The sequence below is a fragment of the Aquirufa sp. ROCK2-A2 genome, assembly GCF_054558485.1.
In genome coordinates this window covers 584,283-605,323 of sequence record NZ_JBPXKA010000001.1, presented here as the reverse complement: position 1 = coordinate 605,323, position 21,041 = coordinate 584,283, and the positions used below count along the sequence as shown (strand labels likewise).

Genomic DNA, 21,041 nt, shown 5'->3' with positions numbered 1-21,041 from the left:
AAAAAGCCCCAGAAATTCTGGGGCTTTTTTTTTGCTAATAAGTTAAATTTTAATCGCTCAATTATCATTTTTCCATAAGCGTATGGTCTTCACCAAATCCGATATTCCAGCATATCCTAGCAACGGAACAACCACAAATGCAGCAAATAAATCTTTGAAGGATGGATCATGGAAATATTCAGAAAAATGACTGAGTATATGATATGACGAACCTAAAAATAGAGCTAAATGAAATATTGAATTATATAATACTCCGTGTTTGTTTTTCATAAATAATTTGTTTAGTACCATTCCATACAAGAACCGAATTCATATAGTCCGAAAGCAATTCCAACCGCTCCAATATATTTTTTCGCAATCGTTTTTAAAGCCTTTTTTAAAACAGCTTTAGTCACCACTCCATCTTTAAAAATTTCATAAAGAGTTTTTACACCTCCTGCCTTCAACGCACACTCAAGCACATCAGGATCAGCTTTATTTGCATACAATTCAGTACCTAGAATACTATTTAAGTTTAAAGCTACGTCTTGGTTTTTAAATTTGGAACTAAAAATCGCTAAACTAAGAACTATAATTCTTGGATCATCTTTATCTAGACTTTCTGAAATTTCAGCTTCATCAATACCATAACTAAGTAAAAGCTCCTTTGAAGCTTCCAACAAAGGTAATAATTTACTTTTCGCCTCAATTTCCGTCATGATTTCCTTGCTCAGAGTATCTTTACGATTAACATTCATGACGGACATTCTATTAGTAAGAGAATTCTTTAATTTAAAAGTAGTTTGTTTAGCAATATTTTCAAATTTTTGAATTGATTCTTTTTGAGCAGATGTTTCAATTATCTCAGTATTCTTTTCACATGAATTTAATAATATTACTGAAGCTAAAACAACTAACTTAATTAATACAATTGATATCCATCCATTTAGATATTTTTTAAAAATAAGTTTCATTTGACAAATTATTTATAGTGATTAGTAAATATTAATGGTTATTTACTTTGACCAAACCTTGCAAGAGATTGTCAAAAAAAAAAAACGATTTTGAAAACACAAATAAAAACTAATCAAATTTCAAAATAACACAAAAACTCTCTTTGAAAAATGACAAATATCAACGAAATATTTGCTAAACCTTAAAAAAAAGAACACATCAGTCGCCCAATGTGTTCTTTGATATTATCTGATAAGGTAAATCTATTTCTTATAAGTTACCGTTTTAACTGCTTGAATGGTACGCTCAATACTTGGTAAGATTTCTTCAATCAAAGTCGGAGCATAAGGCAAAGGTAAATCCTTTGAGTTCACACGAATCACTGGAGCATCTAAATAATCAAAAGCCCAACGTTGTAAATGATAGGCAATTTCAGAAGAAATAGCCGCTAGAGGATTCGCTTCTTCCACTACTACGCAACGATTGGTTTTCTTCACTGATTCTACTACAGCAGGATAATCAATAGGACGAACGCTACGCAAATCAATTAATTCACAAGAAATTCCTTGTTTTTCCAATTCTTCAATTGCTGGCAAAACCACTCTTGAAATCATTTTACCAAAACTAACAATGGTTACATCTTTACCAGGCTTAACAATATTAGCTTTACCAATTGGAATTAAATATTCACCATCTGGAACCAAACCTTTATCTCCATACATCAATTCAGATTCCATGAAAATTACCGGATCATTATCGCGGATGGATGCTTTCAATAAACCTTTTGCATCGGCTGGATTAGCTGGTACAACTACTTTTAAACCAGGAGTGTTAGCAAACCAGTTCTCAAAATTAGAAGAGTGTTGAGAAGATAATTGTCCGGCATTCCCTGTAGGACCACGAAATACAATTGGGCAAGAATATTGACCACCCGACATCGACATTAATTTAGAAGCCGAGTTGATCACTTGATCAATCGCAACCAAAGAGAAATTGAAAGTCATAAACTCGACAATTGGACGCAATCCATTCGCGGCTGCACCAACCCCAATTCCGCCGAAACCTAATTCAGCAATGGGAGTATCGATTACACGTTCAGGACCAAACTCATCCAACATACCTTGTGAAACTTTATAAGCACCATTGTACTCAGCTACTTCCTCACCCATTAAAAAAACAGATGAATCTCTTCGCATTTCTTCTTGCATGGCCTCACGCAAGGCTTCTCTAAATTGAATTTCTCTCATAATAATATAAAGCGTCTTGGAAAATCCCAACCGAGCGCAAAATTAGCTAAGAAATCGCATACCACAAAACCAAAAATATTCGATAAATCACTCATTTTAATATTTTCGTGGTATTTTTGATATTAAATACAAATTTTCACAAGCATGTCTGTTCATATTGCCCCTATTTCCTCGTCTTTACCAGATTTTTTAAGTCAAAATGATTATTCTTTTGTTGCAGTTTTAGTGGATGAAAACACTCAAAAACATTGCTTACCTAAAGTGCTTTCATTTTTACCTAAAAAATTCACCAAAATTGTCATCAAATCGGGAGAAGGAAATAAGCATATGGGCACCTGTGAAAAAGTATGGGAAGCCATGACCAAAGCAAACATGGACCGCCATGGTTTATTAATCAATTTAGGTGGCGGTGTGATTGGCGATTTAGGTGGTTTTTGTGCATCCACATACAAAAGAGGAATCGATTTTATCCAGATACCAACAACTGTTTTGGCTCAAGTAGATGCGAGTGTAGGTGGAAAATTAGGAATTGATTTCCATGGATTTAAAAATCACATTGGTGTATTTCAATTACCCAAAACGGTTTTAATTGACCCAAGCTTTACAGAAACATTGGATTGGCGAGAAAAACGTTCTGGATATGCAGAAATTATCAAGCATTGCTTAATTCGTGATGCAGACCAATGGTACGAAATCAGTAAACAAGATTGGGACAGGGTAGATATAGCCAAATTAGTTGGCCATTCTGTTGATATTAAAAAAGCGGTAGTAGCTGAAGACCCTAAAGAAGCTGGACTTAGGAAAATCTTAAACTTTGGCCATACCTTAGGGCATGCCGTTGAAACATTTCTTTTAGATAAAGGAAAACGTCGAATTTTGCACGGAGAAGCCGTGGCCGTGGGAATGATTACGGAAGCATTTCTTTCCTACCAAAGATCTTTGATTAGTTTAGATGAATTGGAATCGATTGAAGCATACTTATTTGCCACTTATGGCAAAGTCGAATTAGCAGAAAGTGAAATACAGTCTATCATTGACTTAACCCTACAAGACAAAAAGAACAAAGGAAATGAGGTTCGATTCTCGCTTTTAACAGGAATTGGAGATTGTGGTTATGACATTCCAGTCAGCAAATCCGAGATGAAAAAAGCGCTGGAGTACTACCTTTGATGAGGTAAAAGGTAATAGGTAAAAGAAAAAAAAACTATTACCTATTACCTATTACCTTTTACCTTTTTCCTCTCATCTACTCTATCACCTGCGGAACTTTAAAATATTGATCATTAGCATCAGGCGCTAAATCTAATGCGGTTTGTCGATCTAATTTCTGAATAGCGACATCTTCTCTGAATTGATTGATGGCAGGGGTAATATGAACCAAGGGTTCTACGCCTGTCGTATCTACTTGATTCAAAGCTTCCATCCAATCCAATACTTTATTGATCGAAGTTTGAATCTCATCTGTTTTGTTTGGATCTAATTCCAAACGAGCCAAATGAGCAATTTTTTCAACGTCTTGCTTAGTTACCTTCATCTTCCTTTGATCTTATTTTTTTATCTTCTGGCATTTCTTTATCCAAAAATGCATTTATTTTATCACGATCCAGGTTGGAAATAATTTGTCCAAATGAATCAATATTCAATTCAAAACCCTCTAAGTCGGGATGTACTTTAGGTACTTTGGTTTCGGACTTTACTGGACCTTTCTTTTTCATTATGATAGTTTAGGGAATTTTTCCATAGCTAATGACAATCGTTCAAACACCGATTCCTTGCCCCAAAGTTCCATGGAAATCATCAAATCCGGACCTGCTCCTTTGCCACTCAAAGCAACTCGTAAAATTTGCATAACCTTTCCCATTTTAATTCCTGCGGCCTCTAAAGTATGGTGAATACATTCTTTGATTTGTTCGGCTTTCCAATTATCATGACAACTTGGTAAATTCTGTAAAATCAATTCTAATCCTTGCTGAGCTTCAACATTCCACTTATTGGCGATGACAGCTTCATCATAATCTCCGGGAAATGAATTAAAATCATCCACTAGAACTTGTAAATCCTTTGGATAAGTAATTCGATCAATGAATAATTTCACAAATGCCTCCGCTTGTCCTTTTTCCAAACCAGGTAAAAAATCACTGGCCAATTGATGAATATCGGATTTTTTCAAATATTGTTCATTGAACCATTGAGCCTTTTTGACATCAAATTTTGCACCTGCTTTGTTGATTCTTTCCAACGAAAATGCCTGAACTAATTCTTCTAAACTAAATAATTCTTGTTCGGTCCCTGGATTCCAGCCTAAGAAAGCTAAGAAATTCAAAGTGGCATCAGGCAAATAGCCTTCTTGCTTGAAACCTTTTGAAATAGTCCCAGAAATAGGGTCTGTCCATTCCAAAGGAAAAACAGGAAAACCACCTAAATCTGCATCTCTTTTGGACAGTTTGCCATTTCCTTCCGGTTTTAACAACAAAGGTAAATGTGCAAAAGTTGGAGCTGTCCAACCAAAAGCTTGGTATAGTAAAATATGTAAAGGCGCTGAAGGCAACCATTCTTCTCCACGAATGACATGGGTAATTTCCATGATATGATCATCCACCACATTGGCTAAATGGTAAGTCGGCATACCATCCGATTTCATCAAAACTTTGTCATCAATACTGGAAGTATGAACATGTACCCAATCGCGGATGCTGTCCTGAAAACGAATCTCACCTTTGGCAGGAACTTTCAAACGAATAACATAAGGAGTATGGGAATTCAAGAGTGCTTGAACCTCATTTTCGGTCAAGGACAATGAATTCCGTAATTTAACACGAGTTAAAGCATTGTATTGAAAAGCTGAACCTTGACTCTCAAATTGGGCACGCATGGCGTCCAATTCTTCGGATGAGTCAAAAGCATAATAGGCTTTTCCATCTTTCAATAATTGATCAGCGTATTGCTTGTAAAGATCCTTTCTTTCACTTTGACGATATGGTTCATGAGGTCCACCAACACCAACACCTTCGTCTGGCATTATTCCTAACCAGGCAAGGCTATCCAAAATATATTGTTCAGCGCCAGGCACAAATCGAGTTTGGTCTGTATCTTCAATACGCAATAAAAACTTTCCTCCTGTTTGACGAGCAAGCAGATAATTATATAAAGCAGTACGTACTCCACCAATGTGTAAAGGTCCTGTTGGACTAGGTGCAAAACGAACTCGAACGGGTAATGACATGAATTTGATTATTTATGGGCAATACAAGAAATTTCAACACGAACGTCTTTAGGTAAACGAGCCACCTCAACCGTTTCTCTAGCTGGAGGATTTTCGGTAAAATATTTACCATACACACCATTTATGGCTGCAAAATCGTTCATATTTTTGACAAAGATGGAACATTTGACCACATGATCAAAAGTGAAACCAGCCTCTGATAATACAGCATCGATATTTTTCATCACTTGATCAGTCTCTTCTTCAATACTGGCTCCAGCCTCAAAAGTAGCTAAAGCAATTTGACCGGATACATATAATACATTCCCTATCAAAACAGCTTGTGAATAAGGGCCGATTGGCGCTGGGGCGGCATTCGATAAAATGATTTTTTTTGTCATAACTTTGAAAAGAAATGCAAGTTACCAAAATTTGTTGCTAATTCCCGAATCCACCAAGGCATTACCCATTTAAATGATTAAAAAAATCCAACATTTCTTATTTGCTAAAAAAGGAATTTTATTCATGTTATTGTCTTCATTATGCTTCGCATTGATGTCTGCATTGGCAAAAGATATGAATAAGGTATTTCCTTCCATTGAATTGGTATTATTTCGAAATATGATTGGACTACCTTTTTTAATTGGGAGTATTCTCATGAAACCAACCATTCAGAAAGGCGGACGATTAGGTTTTTTAATCTACCGAGGATTTTTAGGTGCCTTTACGTTGTATTGTTTGTTTTATGCCTTAGAACATTTGGGATTGTCGTTAACCAACACTTATGGACAGGCTTTCCCCTTGTTTATTGCCATTTTCACTTTCATTTGGATACCGTCCGAAAAACTATCAGGAAAGCAAGTCTTGTATTTATTAATGGGTTTTTATGGGATTCTATTAATTTTCAGACCAGACACAGCGGTAGGATGGCAAAAACATAGTATTGGAATTTTATATGCAGTGGGCACCGCCTTGGGATACATAGCGATTAAAGAGGCTCAAAATTACTATGATTCAAGATGGGTAATTTTTTCCTTTATGGCTGCAGGCTTTACCGCTTCAAGCATTTCACTGATATTGGGTACTCACTTTGGTTTTACTCCCAATTTTTGGATTGCCCAATGGGTACAACCAAAGGGAATTGAATGGCTGAAAATTATCATTTTAGGCTTATTAGCCTTGGGCGTCCAAAGCTTTACGACTCAAGCGTTGAGATTTGAGAAAACAAGTATTGTAGGAGCGGTTGGAAATAGCAGTGTGTTATTTTCGATTATTATTGAACTATTTATTGGGCACGGGATACCAACTTGGGTAGGATTAATCGGTATGGGATTGGTACTTGTAGGAAGTTACCAAGTTAGTATTAGAGGTAATAGGTAAAAGGTAAAAGGTAATAGGTAATAGGTAAAAGGTAATAGATAATAGGTAATAGGTTTTAGTATCCGATGGCTGAGGCTCTGAAAGCTGGAGGATAAATAAGAGGTAAATGGTCAGAGAAATAATTTTGTTTGATATAAAAAAAGAGGAAAAAGATGTCATTTAGACCCTCTTTCCTCTTTTCTCATTTCTCTTTTCTCTTTTAATTCTTAAGCTGTCGTGGTATTCATTACCTCTGTTTGCTTACGAATAGATTCTAAGTGAACAAGTTTGAATAATTCTTCGATAAATTCTGGATACAATCCTAAACCTTTTGCTTGAGTAGCACGGTCACCGTGAACTTGTTTCCAACGATCTAATTGCAATACAGCTACATTGTTATCGCGTTTGTATTCTCCTAAACGTTCAACCACAGACATACGAGCAGCTAAAACCTCTAATAATTCACGATCAATGTTATCTATTTTCTCACGAAGTGATGCTAATTCATTGGAGAAATCAGATCCATAATTTGATTTTCTTACATCCAAGGAACGTAACATTTCGCCCAATTGCTCTGGAGTTAATTGTTGAGCGGCATCTGACCAAGCTGCATCTGGATCACGGTGAGATTCAATGATCATACCATCGTAATTCAAATCCAAAATTCTTTGAGATAACTCTGCTAAATATGCACGTTTTCCAGCCATGTGAGATGGGTCACCAATTAAAGGCATTTGAGGAAACAAACGCTTTAATTCAACAGCCATCGCCCACATCGGAGAATTTCTATATTTCGTTTCTTGTGCATTCGAAAAACCACGGTGAATCGCGCCTAATTTTTTAATACCAGAATTTTGCAAACGCTCAAATGCACCAACCCATAGTGCTAAATCTGGATTTACCGGATTTTTTACTAAAACTGGAACATCCACACCTTTTAATGCATCTGCTAAATCTTGTACGTTAAATGGATTAACAGTGGTACGAGCACCAATCCACAAAACGTCCACTCCATATTTTAATGCTAATTCAATGTGCTCTGGAGTTGCAACTTCAATCGCTAATGGCAATCCAGTTTCTTTTTTAGCTTCCACTAACCATTTTAAAGCGGGTTCTCCCATTCCTTCAAAACTACCTGGACGAGTACGAGGTTTCCAAACACCTGCACGCATGATGTGTGCATAACCCTCCGCTTTGATACGGCGAGCTGTTTCTAATACTTGTTCTTCTGTTTCAGCCGAACATGGACCTGCAATGATCAATGGATTTCCATCTGTATTGATCCATTCATTCATTGGCACTATTTCTAAATTGGCATTCATAATAATTCTAAGGTTAACTAGAGCCTTCGCTCAAATATGTATTATAACTAATTTCTAAAAAAAACCGATTTCAGGTAAAACTTATTCTCTTATATTTGCAAGCTATTTCAAAAATAATGGAACAAACAACTTCATCGGAAACAAATCAAATCAATTTATCTTTTGAAGATACCCAAATTGCATTTGCTTCCAAAAACAATTTTCAATTAACTAAATCATACTGGATTTTCGCCATTATGAACTTAAATTGGCTTGTAAAGTTAGGGACTTTTTTTATCAAACTATTCCTTTTTCTTCATTTTCCGATAAAAAAACTCATAAAAATCACTATTTTCCAACAATTCTGTGGTGGAGAAAGTATCGAAGAATGTAATTCTACTATAAAAAAATTAGAAGAATCAAACATAGGGACGATTTTAGATTATTCGGTGGAGGGAGAAGAAAGCCAAAAATCCTTCTTATCCACTAAGAATGAAATACTTAAAACCATTGAAAAAGCACATAAAAGCGCTTCCATTCCTTTCGCCGTTTTCAAAATAACAGGCATTTTTAATTCAGAACTTTTAGAGAAATTTCAGGCCGAACAAGAATTTTCACCAACTGAACTAGAAAATTTCGAAGAAAGCAAAACTTATTTATTGGAAATATGTCAATATTCATCGGAATTAGATGTAAAATTATTCATCGACGCAGAAGAAAGTTGGATTCAAAATTCCATTGATGAATTAGCCTATACCATGATGAAAAAGTTCAACTCAAGTAAAGCCATCATCTATAATACCTATCAGATGTACCGAGTTGATATGTTGGATAATTTACGTTTGGCTACAGAAAATGCACAAAAAGAGAATTACTTTTTGGGCGCTAAATTGGTAAGAGGTGCCTATTTGGAGAAAGAAAGGCAAAGGGCACATGAAGAAGAATATTCGGAACCTATTCACAAGGAAAAATCAGCAACTGACAAAGATTTCAATCTTGGTTTAAGTCATTGTTTGAATAATTTACCAATTATCCATTTTTGCATTGGGACTCACAATGAAGAAAGTTGTGTGCTATTGTGCGATTTAATGAATCAAAAATCCATTGAAAAAAATCATCCTAATATTTATTTTGCACAACTTTTGGGCATGTCTGATAATATTAGCTATAACTTGGCTTCCAATGGGTATAATGTAGCAAAATATGTACCTTACGGACCCATTGATGCTGTAATGCCTTATTTATTCAGAAGAGCAGAAGAGAACAGTTCGATAGCTGGACAAACTTCCAGAGAATTTGCCTTATTACAAAAAGAAGTGACGAGAAGAAATAATAATGAAAAATAATACATTGAAGTACTTTTTAATTAGTTTATTGGTCATAGCTCTTGACCAAGCCATCAAAATGGCGGTTCATTTTTACATGGAACCCGGTTATTTTGGTCAAATTGAAATCATTGGATCGTTTGTTAAGTTACACTACACCTTAAATCCTGGTATGGCTTTTGGAATTCAACTAGGTTCCATTTATGGAAAACTCATGTTAACGAGCTTTCGCATTATCGCAATGTTCGGAATAGGATATGGTTTATATAATTTAACTCAAAAAAATTCACACAAAGGTTTATTGATTTGCGTGGCTATGATATTAGGTGGAGCCATCGGAAATTTAATTGACTCAATTTTTTACGGTGTTTGGCTGGGTAATGCACCCGAATCAGCGCCTTTTACTTGGTTCCATGGCCAAGTAATTGACATGTTCTTCTTTGATTTTTGGGAAGGCACTTTACCCGAATGGATTCCACTTTGGGGAGGAACCTATTATTCAACTCCTATCTTTAATTTTGCTGATGCTTCCATTTTTTGTGGCGTGGTAGCCATTCTTATCTTTCAAAATAAATTTTTCGGAGAAGCAGAAAAATAATACCTTGTGTTTAATTAGCATAAGTTATGGAATCCAATTACTACCTTTTTTTCTTCTTAGCCTTGTTGGCAGAAATTATTGGTACCGTAAGTGGCTTTGGATCCTCTATCCTTTTTGTTCCAATTGCTTCCATGTTTATTGATTTCAAACTCGTTTTGGGTATTACTGCTGTCTACCACATTTTCAGTAATACTTCTAAAATTTATCTATTCAAAACCGGTATTAACAAAAATATCGCCTTGAGATTAGGCATCCCAGCCGTATTATTTGTCATCATGGGAGCTTTCTTAACCAATTATATTTCACAAACAGAAATCGAACTTGGAATGAATTTCATTATTCTTTTTATGGCCTTCTACCTGATTTCTGGGAAAGGCAATCAACTCAAGCAAACAAATACCAACCTTTATTCGGGAGGGATCGTTTCCGGTTTTTTGGCAGGACTTATTGGGACGGGTGGCGCCATCCGAGGAATCACATTAGCAGCATTTAATTTGGAAAAAAATACATTTATCGCCACTTCTGCATTGATTGACTTTGGGGTAGATAGCAGTAGAGCGATGGTATATATTTATAACGGCTATTTTCAAAGCAAACATTTGATATTAATACCATTCCTGATCCTAATCAGCATTGTTGGAACCTATATCGGCAAATTGTTATTAGCTAAAATTTCTGATCAAATTTTCAAATACATCGTTCTCGGAATTATCATCATCATGTCAATCATTCAAACAATGAGATTTTTTCTAACATAATTATTTTTTATCCAATATTAATCGTAATATTGCAATGTAATATTTAATACAATGGGCGTTACTAAATCCAATTTGTTTACAGAAGATCAAAATCAAATCGCGCAATATGCCAAGGTATTAGGCCATCCTGCTCGAATTGCCATTTTGGGTCATTTACTGAAAGCCAATACATGCATAAATAATGATTTGGTCTCCGAATTAGGATTAGCTCAAGCCACTATTTCGCAACATCTCAGAGAATTAAAAGACCTTGAATTGATTCAAGGTAATATTGAAGGTGTATCCGTTTGCTATTGCATTAACGCAGAGAAATGGAAACAAATTCAAGATACTTTTGAATATTTTTTTAGTCAATTTCCTTCTATTTCAACTTCTAATTGTTGTTAATTATGTCCAAATCCGCCAATTTCCCACGTATGCACGTGTCACTCTATGTGAGTAACCTCGCTGCGACTGTCAATTTTTATTCAACATTTTTCGGCAAACCAGCTGATAAAATAAAGTCCGGATATGCTAAATATATCTTAGATGCACCCTCTTTAATCATTTCTTTTATTGAAAATCCAGAACGAGTACAATCCAATTTTGGACACTTAGGATTTCAGGTGGAAACACAGGAGGAAATGATGCAAAAATTAACTTTGGCAAGAAATCAGGGAATCGTTTCCAAAGAAGAAATTGGAACCTCTTGTTGTTATGCTGTTCAAGACAAATTTTGGGCAAATGATCCGGATGGGGTTCAGTGGGAGGTTTATTATTTTCATGAAGATGTAGAATTCAATGATCCACACTACGAAAGTACGGAATCAAGTGCTTGTTGCATGCCTCCTGTTCAAGAAGTAAAAGAAAAAATTACCATAGCAGAATTAGCTACATCTTCCACATGCGCACCTGGTTCAGGTTGTTGTTAAATTGTCCGTTATATGTTACCTCAATTAGAAAACAAATTAGATGAAATCTTTGCTTTAGCCATATCTGATGAGCGAAAGGCCGTTTTACAAGTTTTGATTGATTATATCAAAAACAAAAGAAAGAAAGAAGAACCCATTCGATTGAATTTCATTTGTACGCATAACTCGCGAAGAAGTCAATTTTCCCAAATTTGGGCACAAACGGCTGCGGATATTTATGGAATTCCTGCGCAATGCTATTCTGGTGGAGTGGAAGTGACTTCATTCAATGAACGTGCGGTTGCATCCATTGAGCGATTTGGCTTTAAGGTGGTCAAAAGAGGACATGCGAATCCCATTTATTTTGTCTTTCATACTCAAGATGGTCAACCCATTATTGCTTATTCCAAGGTATTTGATGATGAAATAAATGCCAAAAATGGATTTTCAGCTATTATGACATGTTCACATGCCGACGAAAATTGCCCATTCATCCCAGGTGCAGAAGAACGAATACCTGTTCGTTTTGAAGACCCAAAAGCCTTTGATGATACCGAACTGGAATCAGAAAAATACGATGAAAGATCGATGCAAATAGCTTCCGAAATGTTCTATGTTTTTGCGAATGCGATAGAAAAATAGATATGAATGTTGAAGTATGAGTTATGATTTAAAATACCTCATACTTCATCATTTATTTAATTTTTATCATCAAACTTACATTATGACCAACCATTCCAGTGGTTCGCGAGTAATAACCATAACGGAATTCCAGGGCATTCCAATTGACTAAATTAGCTATTCCACCCGGAGGAGCAATGCGCACCCCTACACCTACAAATGCACTGGTGAATTTTCCAATATCATAATCAGAGGTATAAAACTCCTCACTTGGCAAATGCTTACCTTTGGCCTTGAAGTAGTCGACAGCCGATTGTATATTTAATCGATAAAATGGACTTACCGAAAAGAAGGGTGATATTTTATATGGAACTTCCAAATTAAACGTATGGGCATTCATTCCCCACGAATCAATATACGCACGGTAAAAAGCACGAATAATGGTTTTATCTCCCAAAAAGTAACTTAATCGTAAACCTACAGGCAACTTAAATCGAGTTCCTGGCAATTTTTCTACCGTCTCATTTCCATTGGTAAAATAAACGCGGTGAAAGGGCGTGCTCAATAATCCTTCTTGATAACTCGGTTCGATGATACCTAAAATTTGTAATCTTTGATTGATCACCTGAGAAACAGAGAAGGCTACATTAAAGGAATTTCTTGCTTTAAAATCAATGTTTCGTTGATCTCCTTGCGCACCTGATGGATAATTATAAGGTCGTAATTCAGAAGGTAAAATACACATATAGGTATCCAAATAGGCCCCTCCTTTCAACGAAATTTCGGTATTTTTATCTTTGGATAGCTTGGTGATTCCAGCATTGAAACCATGCGACTTATAGTCATATTCCGTAGAATATGCATAACCCAATGATTGCGTTATTCCCGACAAATCATTTTTGATTGACCAATTTAAACTTGGGTAAATATGCGTATCCTCTTTTGAGGCAGAAGAATAGGTCAATGGATCAATCTGATCTGACGAGGCTGAAGTATATCGATCAATATTGAAATCAGCTGTAAAACTATGTAGACGATTAAACATATCCAGTTTGGAAAAACGAATTTCGAACGAATTTCCAATGTTGGTCAATTTTTCAGAACCCACTCCACCCGTAATCGCAGAATTATTTCCGTCCTGCATATAATATCCTGAAACCAAATTCACTTCTTCAAATTTCAATTTTCGCTTTTGATATGCGATGGAATCTTGTTTGGGAACATAATCTTGTGCTTTGATACCTTGTAAGAAAGAACAATAGAGTCCGATGGCTAAAATTATTTTTTTCATCTTTCTATTTTCGATTAATTACAACCACATCCACCACCACTCTTACCGCCATTGGCTCCTGATGCACCTTCGCGATATAAATAAAAACTTTGCTCAAATTTTTCACTCTTGCGAGCAGCCAGTTCCATCTCGCTGTCATTTATCCTACTTTTTTGGTACTCCTTTACTCGAGTGCAGGAACAAGTTATTAGCAAGCAAAAGCCTGCCAAAACAATGAATAATTTGAATGATCTATCTTTCATAGGGCAATTTCTAAATGTTGGTTAATTGAGATATTTTTAGTGGTAAAAATTTTATTTTCATCGGTAACAATGACGCACGCAATGCCTTGCAATTGATTGATTAAATCCAAAGCAACATGCACTCCCATGACAGCAATTGGAGTCGTCAATGCATCGGCTAATTCGGCAAAGGGTGCCAATACCGTTACACTTTTAATCCCACGAATTGGAAATCCTGTTTTGGGATGAATTGTATGTGAATATTTCACGCCGTCTATCCAAACAAATTTTTCATAATTCCCTGAGGTAGCAACAGCCGAATTATCTAAATCAAAATCAGCAAAAATTTCGTTCGATTTATCAGGATGCGCTATCCCAATATTCCAAGGTTCGCCCGTTTCTTGTAAACCCCAGGCACACATATCACCTGATGCGTTTACTAAACCATTCTCAAAACCTAAATCGATTAGAACCCGTTTCGCTCGATCCGCTGCATATCCTTTACCAATTCCTCCAAAACCGATGCGCATGCCTTTTTTCGACAAAAAAACGGTTTGACGAATCGCATCAAGCTCTATAAGTTGATAATTGATTAATTCGACTGATTTTTCAGCAAGCTCCTTTGACGGCAATTGTGTCATCTTTTGATCAAAATTCCATAAACTTTTATCGATTGAACCATACGTTAAATCAAAGGCCCCTTGGGTGAGGCGAGATATTTTTTGAGCACGTTCAATCAATTGAAATAGTTCGATATCTACTTTTTGAGGAGAAATACCTGCGGATTGATTAATTAAATTGGTCTGACTATCTTCCTGATAAGTGGATAAAAGTTGTTCAATTCGTTTAATTTCATCCACAGCTTTTTGCAATGCGAATTCCGCTTTTTCAGCATCTTTTCCAACGACACCCAAGGCAAATCGATTGCCCATCAGTTTCTCGGTTCTTCTGAAAAGTTGGCTCATCATCAGTAATCAATTAAAATGTTTGATTTCCGAAATGAATTTGGAAATAGAAGGTTGATATCCTTCGAATTCATGCAATACTTTGCCTTTCGAGTCAATTAATACCGTTAAGGGGAATTTTCCATTGGGATTGTATTTTTCAGCCAAAACATCATTTTTATCTTGCTGAATTTTGTCCAATTGATTTTTCTTTAACCGAGGAAAATCCGCACGAATTAAGACTAATTTATCTTCAGCAAATGTTTTAAATTCAGCTGATTCAAACACATCTTTCTTTAATTTAATACAGGGCCCACACCAATCTGAGCCACTAAAATTCAAGAGAATCAATTTATTGTTTTGCTTTGAGTCAGTTAAGGCTTGATTAAAATCCAAGCCCCATTCTCCAACAAAAAATAAATTCAACAATAATAAAAAGGCTAATTTCATAAAAGGAATGGTTTAATAAATGACCAAGGTTTTACCATCATTGGCGGTAGTATAAACAGATAAATCGGATCGTGCATTTGTCGTCAACCTGGCGCCATTTAATGCAAAACGAGCACCGTGGTCTGTACAATAAAACTCGGACCGATTAAAAATAACTCTTCTTTTGGGTTCGTGCGTACATAAATTAGATGCAGCCACATAATCGCCGTCCGAAGTGGTACCAACAACGTATAAATTATTAACAATCACATATCCACCTGCGGTGGCCAAATTTTTTGCGCCCGAAGATGTTAAATCAATTTTAGCTAAAGGTGCTGTAATTTTGGCTAAATCGGCTGTCGAAACTTTTCCAGAAGGAAATTTTCCGGCAGATCCTCCCGACGTACCTCCGCCAGAATTAGATCCTCCTGAAGAACCTCCTGAACTGGATGAGGAACTTTTGGTTGTACTATCAAGACTTGCGACTGTCTCCCCTTTTTTATTCAAAATAAGGGATTCGATAAAATAGTCTTCTTTTTGACTACAAGATTGTAAAACGGCTAACAACGCAGGACCAGTAAATCCTACTTTTTTCAAAAATTGAAAACGACTTAGGCTCTCTTTCGACATAAAAATTTCAATTGAATTCCTCTAATTTATGTTTTTAATCTCAAACATTTATGAATGGCACATCATCAAGTAGACATACCCTGACATTCCGACGACCATGTATTAATCCCGGTAATTAAGAGCAGGTTTACGGTCACCCAACAAAGCCTTGTAAGTAAATCCAGGACCTTGTCGTTTTTTCAATTCTTCTTTCGCTTCTTGGACTAAAATAGGATTATTGATTAAATCCATCGCTGTGGTAGCAAGTGTTTTTGCTGCTACCATCATTCCTTTTGTTCCAAAACTCTTTCCACCGGAAGCGACAGCCTGCCAGCTATGGGCTGAGGTACCGGGTACCCATGTAGCAGATACCAAAGCAATCGTAGGTACTACCCAGCTTACATCTCCCACATCTGTGGAGGCATTACTTAAAGGGTCTTCGCGATCCGGATTTACGGTATTTGTTAAATTTAAATCCAATTTTTGCATGCCAGTGGTTTGTTGTAATTGCAGGGCAAATGCCTTTTCACTTGCATTCAACTCATAACCCCCTACCGTCTTTAGATTCGTATTTAATACTTTTGCCAAAGCATCATTGGGAAGCAATTCATAAACGCCACCAATTACTTCTGCTTTGTACCTTGTTCCTGTGCCTAAAGCTGCTCCTTCGGCTGCTTTTTCTAATCTATTCCAAACATCTTCCACCGTCTGCCTTTGTGGCGATCGTACATAATAGTAAACTTCCGCAAAATCGGGAACAATATTCGGAGCTCGCCCTCCATTGGTAATTACATAATGAATCCGTGTGGAACTGGGAACATGTTCTCTCATCATATTGGCCATGAAATCCATGGCTTCAACAGCATCTAGTGCAGACCGACCCCGTTCAGGAGAGGCAGATGCATGAGATGAAAGTCCGTAGAATCTAAATTTCCCATTTTTATTGGCTAAAGAAGTCGTATTACTTGTCGCATTGATATCATTGGGATGCCAATGAAGTACCACATCCACTTGATTAAATAAGCCTTCTCTTACCATGTATACTTTCCCTGAACCTCCTTCTTCGGCTGGACAGCCAAAAAATTGAATGGTACCTTTTTTGCCAGTTTCTTTCAACCATTCTTTCACTGCTATAGCAGCAGCGGCAGATCCAGTTCCAAATAAATGATGGCCACAAGCATGACCTGCGTTGGCTCCTAAGGTACGTTTGGTTGGAATGGTATCTTGTGATAATCCAGGCAAAGCATCATACTCTCCCAAAATTCCAATAACAGGGCCACCCGAACCATAGGTTGCAATAAAAGCAGTTGGAATTCCTGCTACGCCCGGCTGAATGGTAAATCCAGCTTGTTTCAATGTTTCTTGAAGCAATAATGAGCTCTTATTTTCTTTGTATCCTACTTCCGCGAAATTCCATATTTTTTGTGCAATTTGTTCATACGATTGGCTTTTTGATTGTATCGAAAGAAGGATTTTCTTTTTGGAAACATCTTGTGCATTAGCCAAAAAAGTCAGGAGAAATAGAACAGATAAACTTTGCAAACGAAAAGATTGTAACATGATTTAAAGTTTAGGAAAACAAAATTGAAAATGATTAGGTAATACTTGAAATACAAACTCATTAGATTCTAACATCTCTCCATCCACTTGTGCTCTTAACACACGATCCGCAGAAATAGTAATTTCGTCAATTTCCATGGTTTGAACAAACGGGAAATGAACATGCCAGCCAAATTGTACGGTAGGCATAAATATGATTCTTTTCAAAATATGAATTGGGTCACAAATTAACATATTCAATTTACCATCTTGAATGGATGCCATTGGAGCAAACAAAAATCCACCTCCAGCCCTAGAGGAATTGAAAACCATGCATAAAAAAACCTTCTTTTGGATTCGTTTACCATGATTATCCTGATATGCAATCGTGTATGACTTGAACGTGAAAATATGAGGAATAGCTGCCAAAAAATACCCCAAAAACCCACCCAAAATTCGGATGGACTTCATTGATTTAAGGACTTCGCCTTCTATCCCCATTCCCACACCATTTAAAAAATATTTACCATTGCAAATTCCAGCATCTACTGATTCAATCTGGCCGTAGATCGCTGATTGAAAATGGTCCTCACGACTTATATTTTTATAGATTTTCCAATAAAAATCATTGCCGGTACCACCTTTAAATAATGAAATAGGTTGAGAACAATTTGGGTATTGGTTAATAAAATAGCACATCGTTCCATCTCCACCTAATAACCAAATTCGGTCAAATAAAGCCAACGATTCTGGCCAATTTTGATCAAATAATTGAATAGTGATTTCTATGTCTGTAACTTCTTTGGATTTTTCTAGTACCCACAAAACATATTCCCTAGTATGGGCTTTTGTCTTTAACGGATTAACTAGAAAAGCAATTTCTAATTTATTCATATGACAATAATAAATAGAAAAAAAGAAATATAAAAAAGAAGATTACAGATAATTCGATTCATATCTTTTCTTCATACCTGTAAATTTATCCTGATTCTTTATTAGATTCGCATTCGATTCATCTTACCTATTTTAAATCCAAAAAAATGAAAAAGCAATTACTAACCTTGGGGTTAATTTGCGCAGGAACATTAAGCATCATGTCTTTAAAGGTTTCCAATACTGCCAAACCAATTCTACAAGATCCAGAAAAAAATTACACACAATATTGTTCGAGTTGTCACGGCGAAAAAGTAGAAGCATTTGTTGACCGCCAATGGAAACATGGAAAAAGTAAAAATGAATTAGTTGCGAGTATCACGAATGGTTATACAGATTTAGGTATGCCAACTTGGAAAGGGATTTTAAGTGCCGAGGAAATCAATCAATTAGCAGATTTAATTGTTGAAAATCTAAAAACTGTTGATCAATACAAATTTGCCAATAAGCCAACATCGAACAAATTTAGTTCGGAAGGTATGAAAATTGTTTTGGATACTGTGGCAACAGGCTTTGATAGTCCATGGGGATTTGCACAATTACCCAACAATGATTACTTAATCACAGACCGTGCAGGTTCTTTATACTTAGTTGATCAAAAACAACATAAGACATTGATCAAAAATACACCGGAAGTGATGTCGAAAGGACAAGGCGGTTTATTGGATGTTGTTTTACATCCAGATTACAAAAACAATGGTTGGGTGTATATGTCGTACTCTAAATTCAAAAAAGATGGTGCGATCACATTGACCAGTACGGCAATTGTGAGAGGGAAAATCAAAAACAATGAATTTGTGGAAGCGCAAGAGATTTTCCAAGCAATGCCTTACACCAAAACCTTTCATCATTTTGGATCACGAATTGCGTTTGACAAAAAAGGATATTTGTTTTTCAGCGTTGGAGAAAGAGGAATGGAAAAAGAATTCCCTCAAGAAACCAACAATGATAACGGAAAAATACATCGTTTAAACGATGATGGAACTATTCCTAAAGACAACCCATTTGTGGGGAAAGATGCTAATAAATACCATCATAGTATTTATTCCTACGGACAAAGAAATCCACAAGGCTTAACATTGAATCCATATACAGGGGCTATTTTTGAAACGGAACATGGCCCAAGAGGTGGCGATGAATTAAATATTATTCAAGCCGGTAAGAATTATGGATGGCCTGTTATTTCTTATGGCATCAATTACGATGGAAAACCCATCACCAATATCAGTCAAAAAGAAGGAATGGAACAACCTATTAATTATTGGATTCCATCCATTGCTCCTTCTGGATTAGCCTTCGTTACAAGCGATAAATATCCGGCGTGGAAAGGTAATTTAATGATTGGCTCTTTACGTTTCAATTATATGAATCGTTGTATCATTAAAGACAATAAGGTAATTGGGCAAGAAAAAGTATTGTTGAATATTGGTCGAATGAGAAATGTAAAAATGGGCTCCGATGGATATTTATACGTGGGAGTAGAAAATCCAGGAATGGTATTTAGATTGAGACCGGAGTAGAGGTAAAAGGTAAAAGGTAATAGGTAATAGGTAAGAGGTGGCTTTGAATTCGTTCAGCCACCTTTTATTTTTATTGAATTTTATTTTTCAAATAACTAACCACAACTTCCAAGCCTTTTTCGAAATGAACATTATTGGGAATAACAATATCGCATGTACGTTTATGTGGACGAATAAATTCCTCAAAAGTAGGTTTTACGTGATATTTCCAACGATACATCACATCTTGAAGGTCATAACCTCTTTCTTCATTATCTCGTTTGATTCGTCTTTTTAATTTGATTTTATCTTTGGCATCGATAAAGACTTTCAGATCCAACAAGTTGGCAACTTCTTGAAAATGAAAAACAAAAATACCTTCAACTACCAATATTTTCCTTGGTTCAAATGTTAAGGTAGCAGGAATTTTCTCCGAATTATTGAACGTATATTCCAGACGGGTAACTATTTCACCATTGCGTAATTTTTCCACATCTCTAGCAAAAGCGACATCATCTATGGCACCTGGTAAATCAAAATTTTCGATTCCATTGTGATCCTTCGTTTGTTCATGCTTAGGACGATAATAATTATCTTGGGAAAGCAAACAAATATCATTTTCTTGGAATTGCTCCATTAAACTTTGTAAAAACAATGTCTTACCCGAAGCGCTACCGCCTGTAATTCCAATAATAAAGGGTCGATCGATGGATGTCATGCAAAATATTTGGACGCAAAATTGCAAAAAGCAATTGATTATTTCTGAATTAAAATGCTTTTTTTCACTTAATAAATTTAAAATAAGCGGCAACATCGTCTTTTTCTAGAAGTGAATCCAAGGTAAATCCCTTTTCAAGAAATAACTCAATGAGTTCCTTTTGAAAGAACAAAGGCATTTCGCAGCCTGAATGAATTTTTCTTTCGGTCATAGAAAGGTCCTCTTCCACCAAAATGAATCCACCAGATTTCAAGATTCGAAAACACTCGTCAACGACTTCTTTTTGACCATTCATTTCGTGCAATGCATTGAAGATAAAAATACCGTCCAATTCGCAGTTAGAAATTCCAGTTGATTTAGCATCAAAATTCGAAACTTGCACAAAGGGTAAAAAGCTTTTTTGGTAGTGATTTTCAAAATATTGAATACTTGATTGAATTTCATCAGTGTTCAGAATTTCCTCATTTCGATCGAGAAGAATTATTTTTTGACAAGGTTTATGGAACAATAAATTAATTTCCCACCAGGCACCTCCGCAACCTAAGGACAATAAATGATCATCTTTTCCCCAATCAATAAAATTCAATACATTTTTCATCCAATAAATTTGTTTAAAAGTACATA

Annotated in this window: 26 protein-coding genes; 9 read left to right on the top strand and 17 right to left on the bottom strand. The window is 35.9% G+C overall.

Going from position 1 to position 21,041, the window contains the following annotated elements; all coding sequences use genetic code 11:
• Positions 1 to 57: 57 nt before the first annotated feature.
• The 3 genes from V7S76_RS02610 to V7S76_RS02600 all read right to left on the bottom strand — a co-directional run bounded on the left by V7S76_RS02610 (position 58) and on the right by V7S76_RS02600 (position 2,180).
• Positions 58 to 270, bottom strand: a complete 213-nt coding sequence (locus tag V7S76_RS02610) for a hypothetical protein (RefSeq protein WP_459508452.1) — start codon at positions 268 to 270, stop codon at positions 58 to 60.
• An 11-nt stretch (positions 271 to 281) separates the two neighbouring features.
• Complete coding sequence (locus V7S76_RS02605) at positions 282 to 953, bottom strand: hypothetical protein (protein WP_459508451.1); 672 nt, start codon at positions 951 to 953, stop codon at positions 282 to 284.
• 243 nt (positions 954 to 1,196) lie between these two features.
• A complete protein-coding gene (locus tag V7S76_RS02600; protein ID WP_459508450.1) occupies positions 1,197 to 2,180 on the bottom strand; it encodes a pyruvate dehydrogenase complex E1 component subunit beta in 984 nt (327 codons plus the stop codon).
• Between the two features lie 144 nt (positions 2,181 to 2,324).
• Here V7S76_RS02600 and aroB point away from each other — a divergent pair, with 144 nt between their 5' ends.
• Positions 2,325 to 3,350, top strand: coding sequence for a 3-dehydroquinate synthase (gene aroB / locus V7S76_RS02595; protein ID WP_459508449.1), 1,026 nt, complete (start codon positions 2,325 to 2,327; stop codon positions 3,348 to 3,350).
• A gap of 76 nt (positions 3,351 to 3,426) precedes the next feature.
• On the opposite strand, the gene gatC is transcribed toward aroB, so the two are convergent.
• From gatC to V7S76_RS02575, 4 genes are read right to left on the bottom strand one after another with little or no spacing between them, the layout of a single operon-like run.
• A complete protein-coding gene (gatC, locus tag V7S76_RS02590; RefSeq protein ID WP_459508448.1) occupies positions 3,427 to 3,714 on the bottom strand; it encodes an Asp-tRNA(Asn)/Glu-tRNA(Gln) amidotransferase subunit GatC in 288 nt (95 codons plus the stop codon).
• Positions 3,701 to 3,895, bottom strand: a complete 195-nt coding sequence (locus V7S76_RS02585) for a hypothetical protein (protein WP_459508447.1) — start codon at positions 3,893 to 3,895, stop codon at positions 3,701 to 3,703. Before V7S76_RS02585 ends, gatC begins: the two co-directional genes overlap by 14 nt.
• Positions 3,895 to 5,403 carry a glutamate--tRNA ligase gene (gltX, locus tag V7S76_RS02580; RefSeq protein WP_459508446.1) on the bottom strand — a complete coding sequence of 503 codons (1,509 nt, stop codon included), beginning with the start codon at positions 5,401 to 5,403 and terminating at the stop codon, positions 3,895 to 3,897. The genes V7S76_RS02585 and gltX overlap by 1 nt, the downstream gene beginning before the upstream one ends.
• Positions 5,404 to 5,411: 8 nt before the next feature.
• Complete coding sequence (locus V7S76_RS02575; RefSeq protein WP_459508445.1) at positions 5,412 to 5,783, bottom strand: RidA family protein; 372 nt, start codon at positions 5,781 to 5,783, stop codon at positions 5,412 to 5,414.
• A 73-nt stretch (positions 5,784 to 5,856) separates the two neighbouring features.
• On the opposite strand from V7S76_RS02575, the gene V7S76_RS02570 reads away from it, so the two are divergent.
• Positions 5,857 to 6,762, top strand: coding sequence for a DMT family transporter (locus V7S76_RS02570; protein WP_459508444.1), 906 nt, complete (start codon positions 5,857 to 5,859; stop codon positions 6,760 to 6,762).
• 206 nt (positions 6,763 to 6,968) lie between these two features.
• Here V7S76_RS02570 and V7S76_RS02565 read toward each other — a convergent pair whose 3' ends face one another.
• A complete protein-coding gene (locus tag V7S76_RS02565) occupies positions 6,969 to 8,063 on the bottom strand; it encodes a chorismate mutase (protein WP_459508443.1) in 1,095 nt (364 codons plus the stop codon).
• Between the two features lie 116 nt (positions 8,064 to 8,179).
• Between V7S76_RS02565 and V7S76_RS02560 the strand changes: the two genes are divergently transcribed.
• Genes V7S76_RS02560 through V7S76_RS02535 form a run of 6 tightly spaced genes read left to right on the top strand, consistent with a single transcriptional unit; the run spans position 8,180 to position 12,255 of the window.
• Complete coding sequence (locus tag V7S76_RS02560; RefSeq protein WP_459508442.1) at positions 8,180 to 9,388, top strand: proline dehydrogenase family protein; 1,209 nt, start codon at positions 8,180 to 8,182, stop codon at positions 9,386 to 9,388.
• On the top strand, positions 9,378 to 9,965 hold the full coding sequence (locus V7S76_RS02555; RefSeq protein WP_459508441.1) for a lipoprotein signal peptidase: 588 nt from the start codon (positions 9,378 to 9,380) through the stop codon (positions 9,963 to 9,965). Before V7S76_RS02560 ends, V7S76_RS02555 begins: the two co-directional genes overlap by 11 nt.
• 26 nt (positions 9,966 to 9,991) lie before the next feature.
• A complete protein-coding gene (locus V7S76_RS02550; RefSeq protein WP_459508440.1) occupies positions 9,992 to 10,723 on the top strand; it encodes a sulfite exporter TauE/SafE family protein in 732 nt (243 codons plus the stop codon).
• Positions 10,724 to 10,774: 51 nt separating this feature from the next.
• Positions 10,775 to 11,110: an ArsR/SmtB family transcription factor gene (locus tag V7S76_RS02545; RefSeq protein WP_459508439.1), complete on the top strand. Its 336-nt coding sequence runs from the start codon at positions 10,775 to 10,777 to the stop codon at positions 11,108 to 11,110.
• Positions 11,111 to 11,112: 2 nt separating this feature from the next.
• The gene (locus V7S76_RS02540) at positions 11,113 to 11,634 is read left to right on the top strand and encodes an ArsI/CadI family heavy metal resistance metalloenzyme (protein WP_459508438.1); all 522 of its coding nucleotides are present in this window, start codon (positions 11,113 to 11,115) and stop codon (positions 11,632 to 11,634) included.
• Positions 11,635 to 11,646: 12 nt separating this feature from the next.
• Entirely contained in the window at positions 11,647 to 12,255 is a 609-nt protein-coding gene (locus V7S76_RS02535; protein WP_459508437.1) for a low molecular weight phosphatase family protein, read from the top strand.
• A 52-nt stretch (positions 12,256 to 12,307) separates the two neighbouring features.
• Here V7S76_RS02535 and V7S76_RS02530 read toward each other — a convergent pair whose 3' ends face one another.
• The 7 genes from V7S76_RS02530 to V7S76_RS02500 all read right to left on the bottom strand — a co-directional run bounded on the left by V7S76_RS02530 (position 12,308) and on the right by V7S76_RS02500 (position 18,161).
• A complete protein-coding gene (locus V7S76_RS02530) occupies positions 12,308 to 13,525 on the bottom strand; it encodes a DUF3570 domain-containing protein (RefSeq protein ID WP_459508436.1) in 1,218 nt (405 codons plus the stop codon).
• Between the two features lie 14 nt (positions 13,526 to 13,539).
• Positions 13,540 to 13,767: a DUF4266 domain-containing protein gene (locus V7S76_RS02525; protein ID WP_459508435.1), complete on the bottom strand. Its 228-nt coding sequence runs from the start codon at positions 13,765 to 13,767 to the stop codon at positions 13,540 to 13,542.
• Positions 13,764 to 14,714 carry an FAD:protein FMN transferase gene (locus V7S76_RS02520; RefSeq protein ID WP_459508434.1) on the bottom strand — a complete coding sequence of 317 codons (951 nt, stop codon included), beginning with the start codon at positions 14,712 to 14,714 and terminating at the stop codon, positions 13,764 to 13,766. The genes V7S76_RS02525 and V7S76_RS02520 overlap by 4 nt, the downstream gene beginning before the upstream one ends.
• Before the next feature lie 6 nt (positions 14,715 to 14,720).
• On the bottom strand, positions 14,721 to 15,140 hold the full coding sequence (locus tag V7S76_RS02515; RefSeq protein ID WP_459508433.1) for a thioredoxin family protein: 420 nt from the start codon (positions 15,138 to 15,140) through the stop codon (positions 14,721 to 14,723).
• Between the two features lie 12 nt (positions 15,141 to 15,152).
• Complete coding sequence (locus V7S76_RS02510) at positions 15,153 to 15,749, bottom strand: Rieske 2Fe-2S domain-containing protein (protein ID WP_459508432.1); 597 nt, start codon at positions 15,747 to 15,749, stop codon at positions 15,153 to 15,155.
• A 102-nt stretch (positions 15,750 to 15,851) separates the two neighbouring features.
• Positions 15,852 to 17,288: an amidohydrolase gene (locus V7S76_RS02505; protein WP_459508431.1), complete on the bottom strand. Its 1,437-nt coding sequence runs from the start codon at positions 17,286 to 17,288 to the stop codon at positions 15,852 to 15,854.
• Positions 17,289 to 17,291: 3 nt separating this feature from the next.
• On the bottom strand, positions 17,292 to 18,161 hold the full coding sequence (locus V7S76_RS02500; protein WP_459508430.1) for a diacylglycerol/lipid kinase family protein: 870 nt from the start codon (positions 18,159 to 18,161) through the stop codon (positions 17,292 to 17,294).
• 146 nt (positions 18,162 to 18,307) lie between these two features.
• Here V7S76_RS02500 and V7S76_RS02495 point away from each other — a divergent pair, with 146 nt between their 5' ends.
• Positions 18,308 to 19,720: a PQQ-dependent sugar dehydrogenase gene (locus V7S76_RS02495; RefSeq protein ID WP_459508429.1), complete on the top strand. Its 1,413-nt coding sequence runs from the start codon at positions 18,308 to 18,310 to the stop codon at positions 19,718 to 19,720.
• Between the two features lie 70 nt (positions 19,721 to 19,790).
• Here V7S76_RS02495 and udk read toward each other — a convergent pair whose 3' ends face one another.
• Together udk and V7S76_RS02485 are read right to left on the bottom strand one after the other, a co-directional pair.
• Positions 19,791 to 20,417, bottom strand: coding sequence for a uridine kinase (gene udk / locus V7S76_RS02490; protein ID WP_459508428.1), 627 nt, complete (start codon positions 20,415 to 20,417; stop codon positions 19,791 to 19,793).
• A 64-nt stretch (positions 20,418 to 20,481) separates the two neighbouring features.
• Positions 20,482 to 21,015, bottom strand: coding sequence for a methyltransferase domain-containing protein (locus V7S76_RS02485; protein WP_459508426.1), 534 nt, complete (start codon positions 21,013 to 21,015; stop codon positions 20,482 to 20,484).
• Between the last annotated feature and the right edge of the window lie 26 nt (positions 21,016 to 21,041).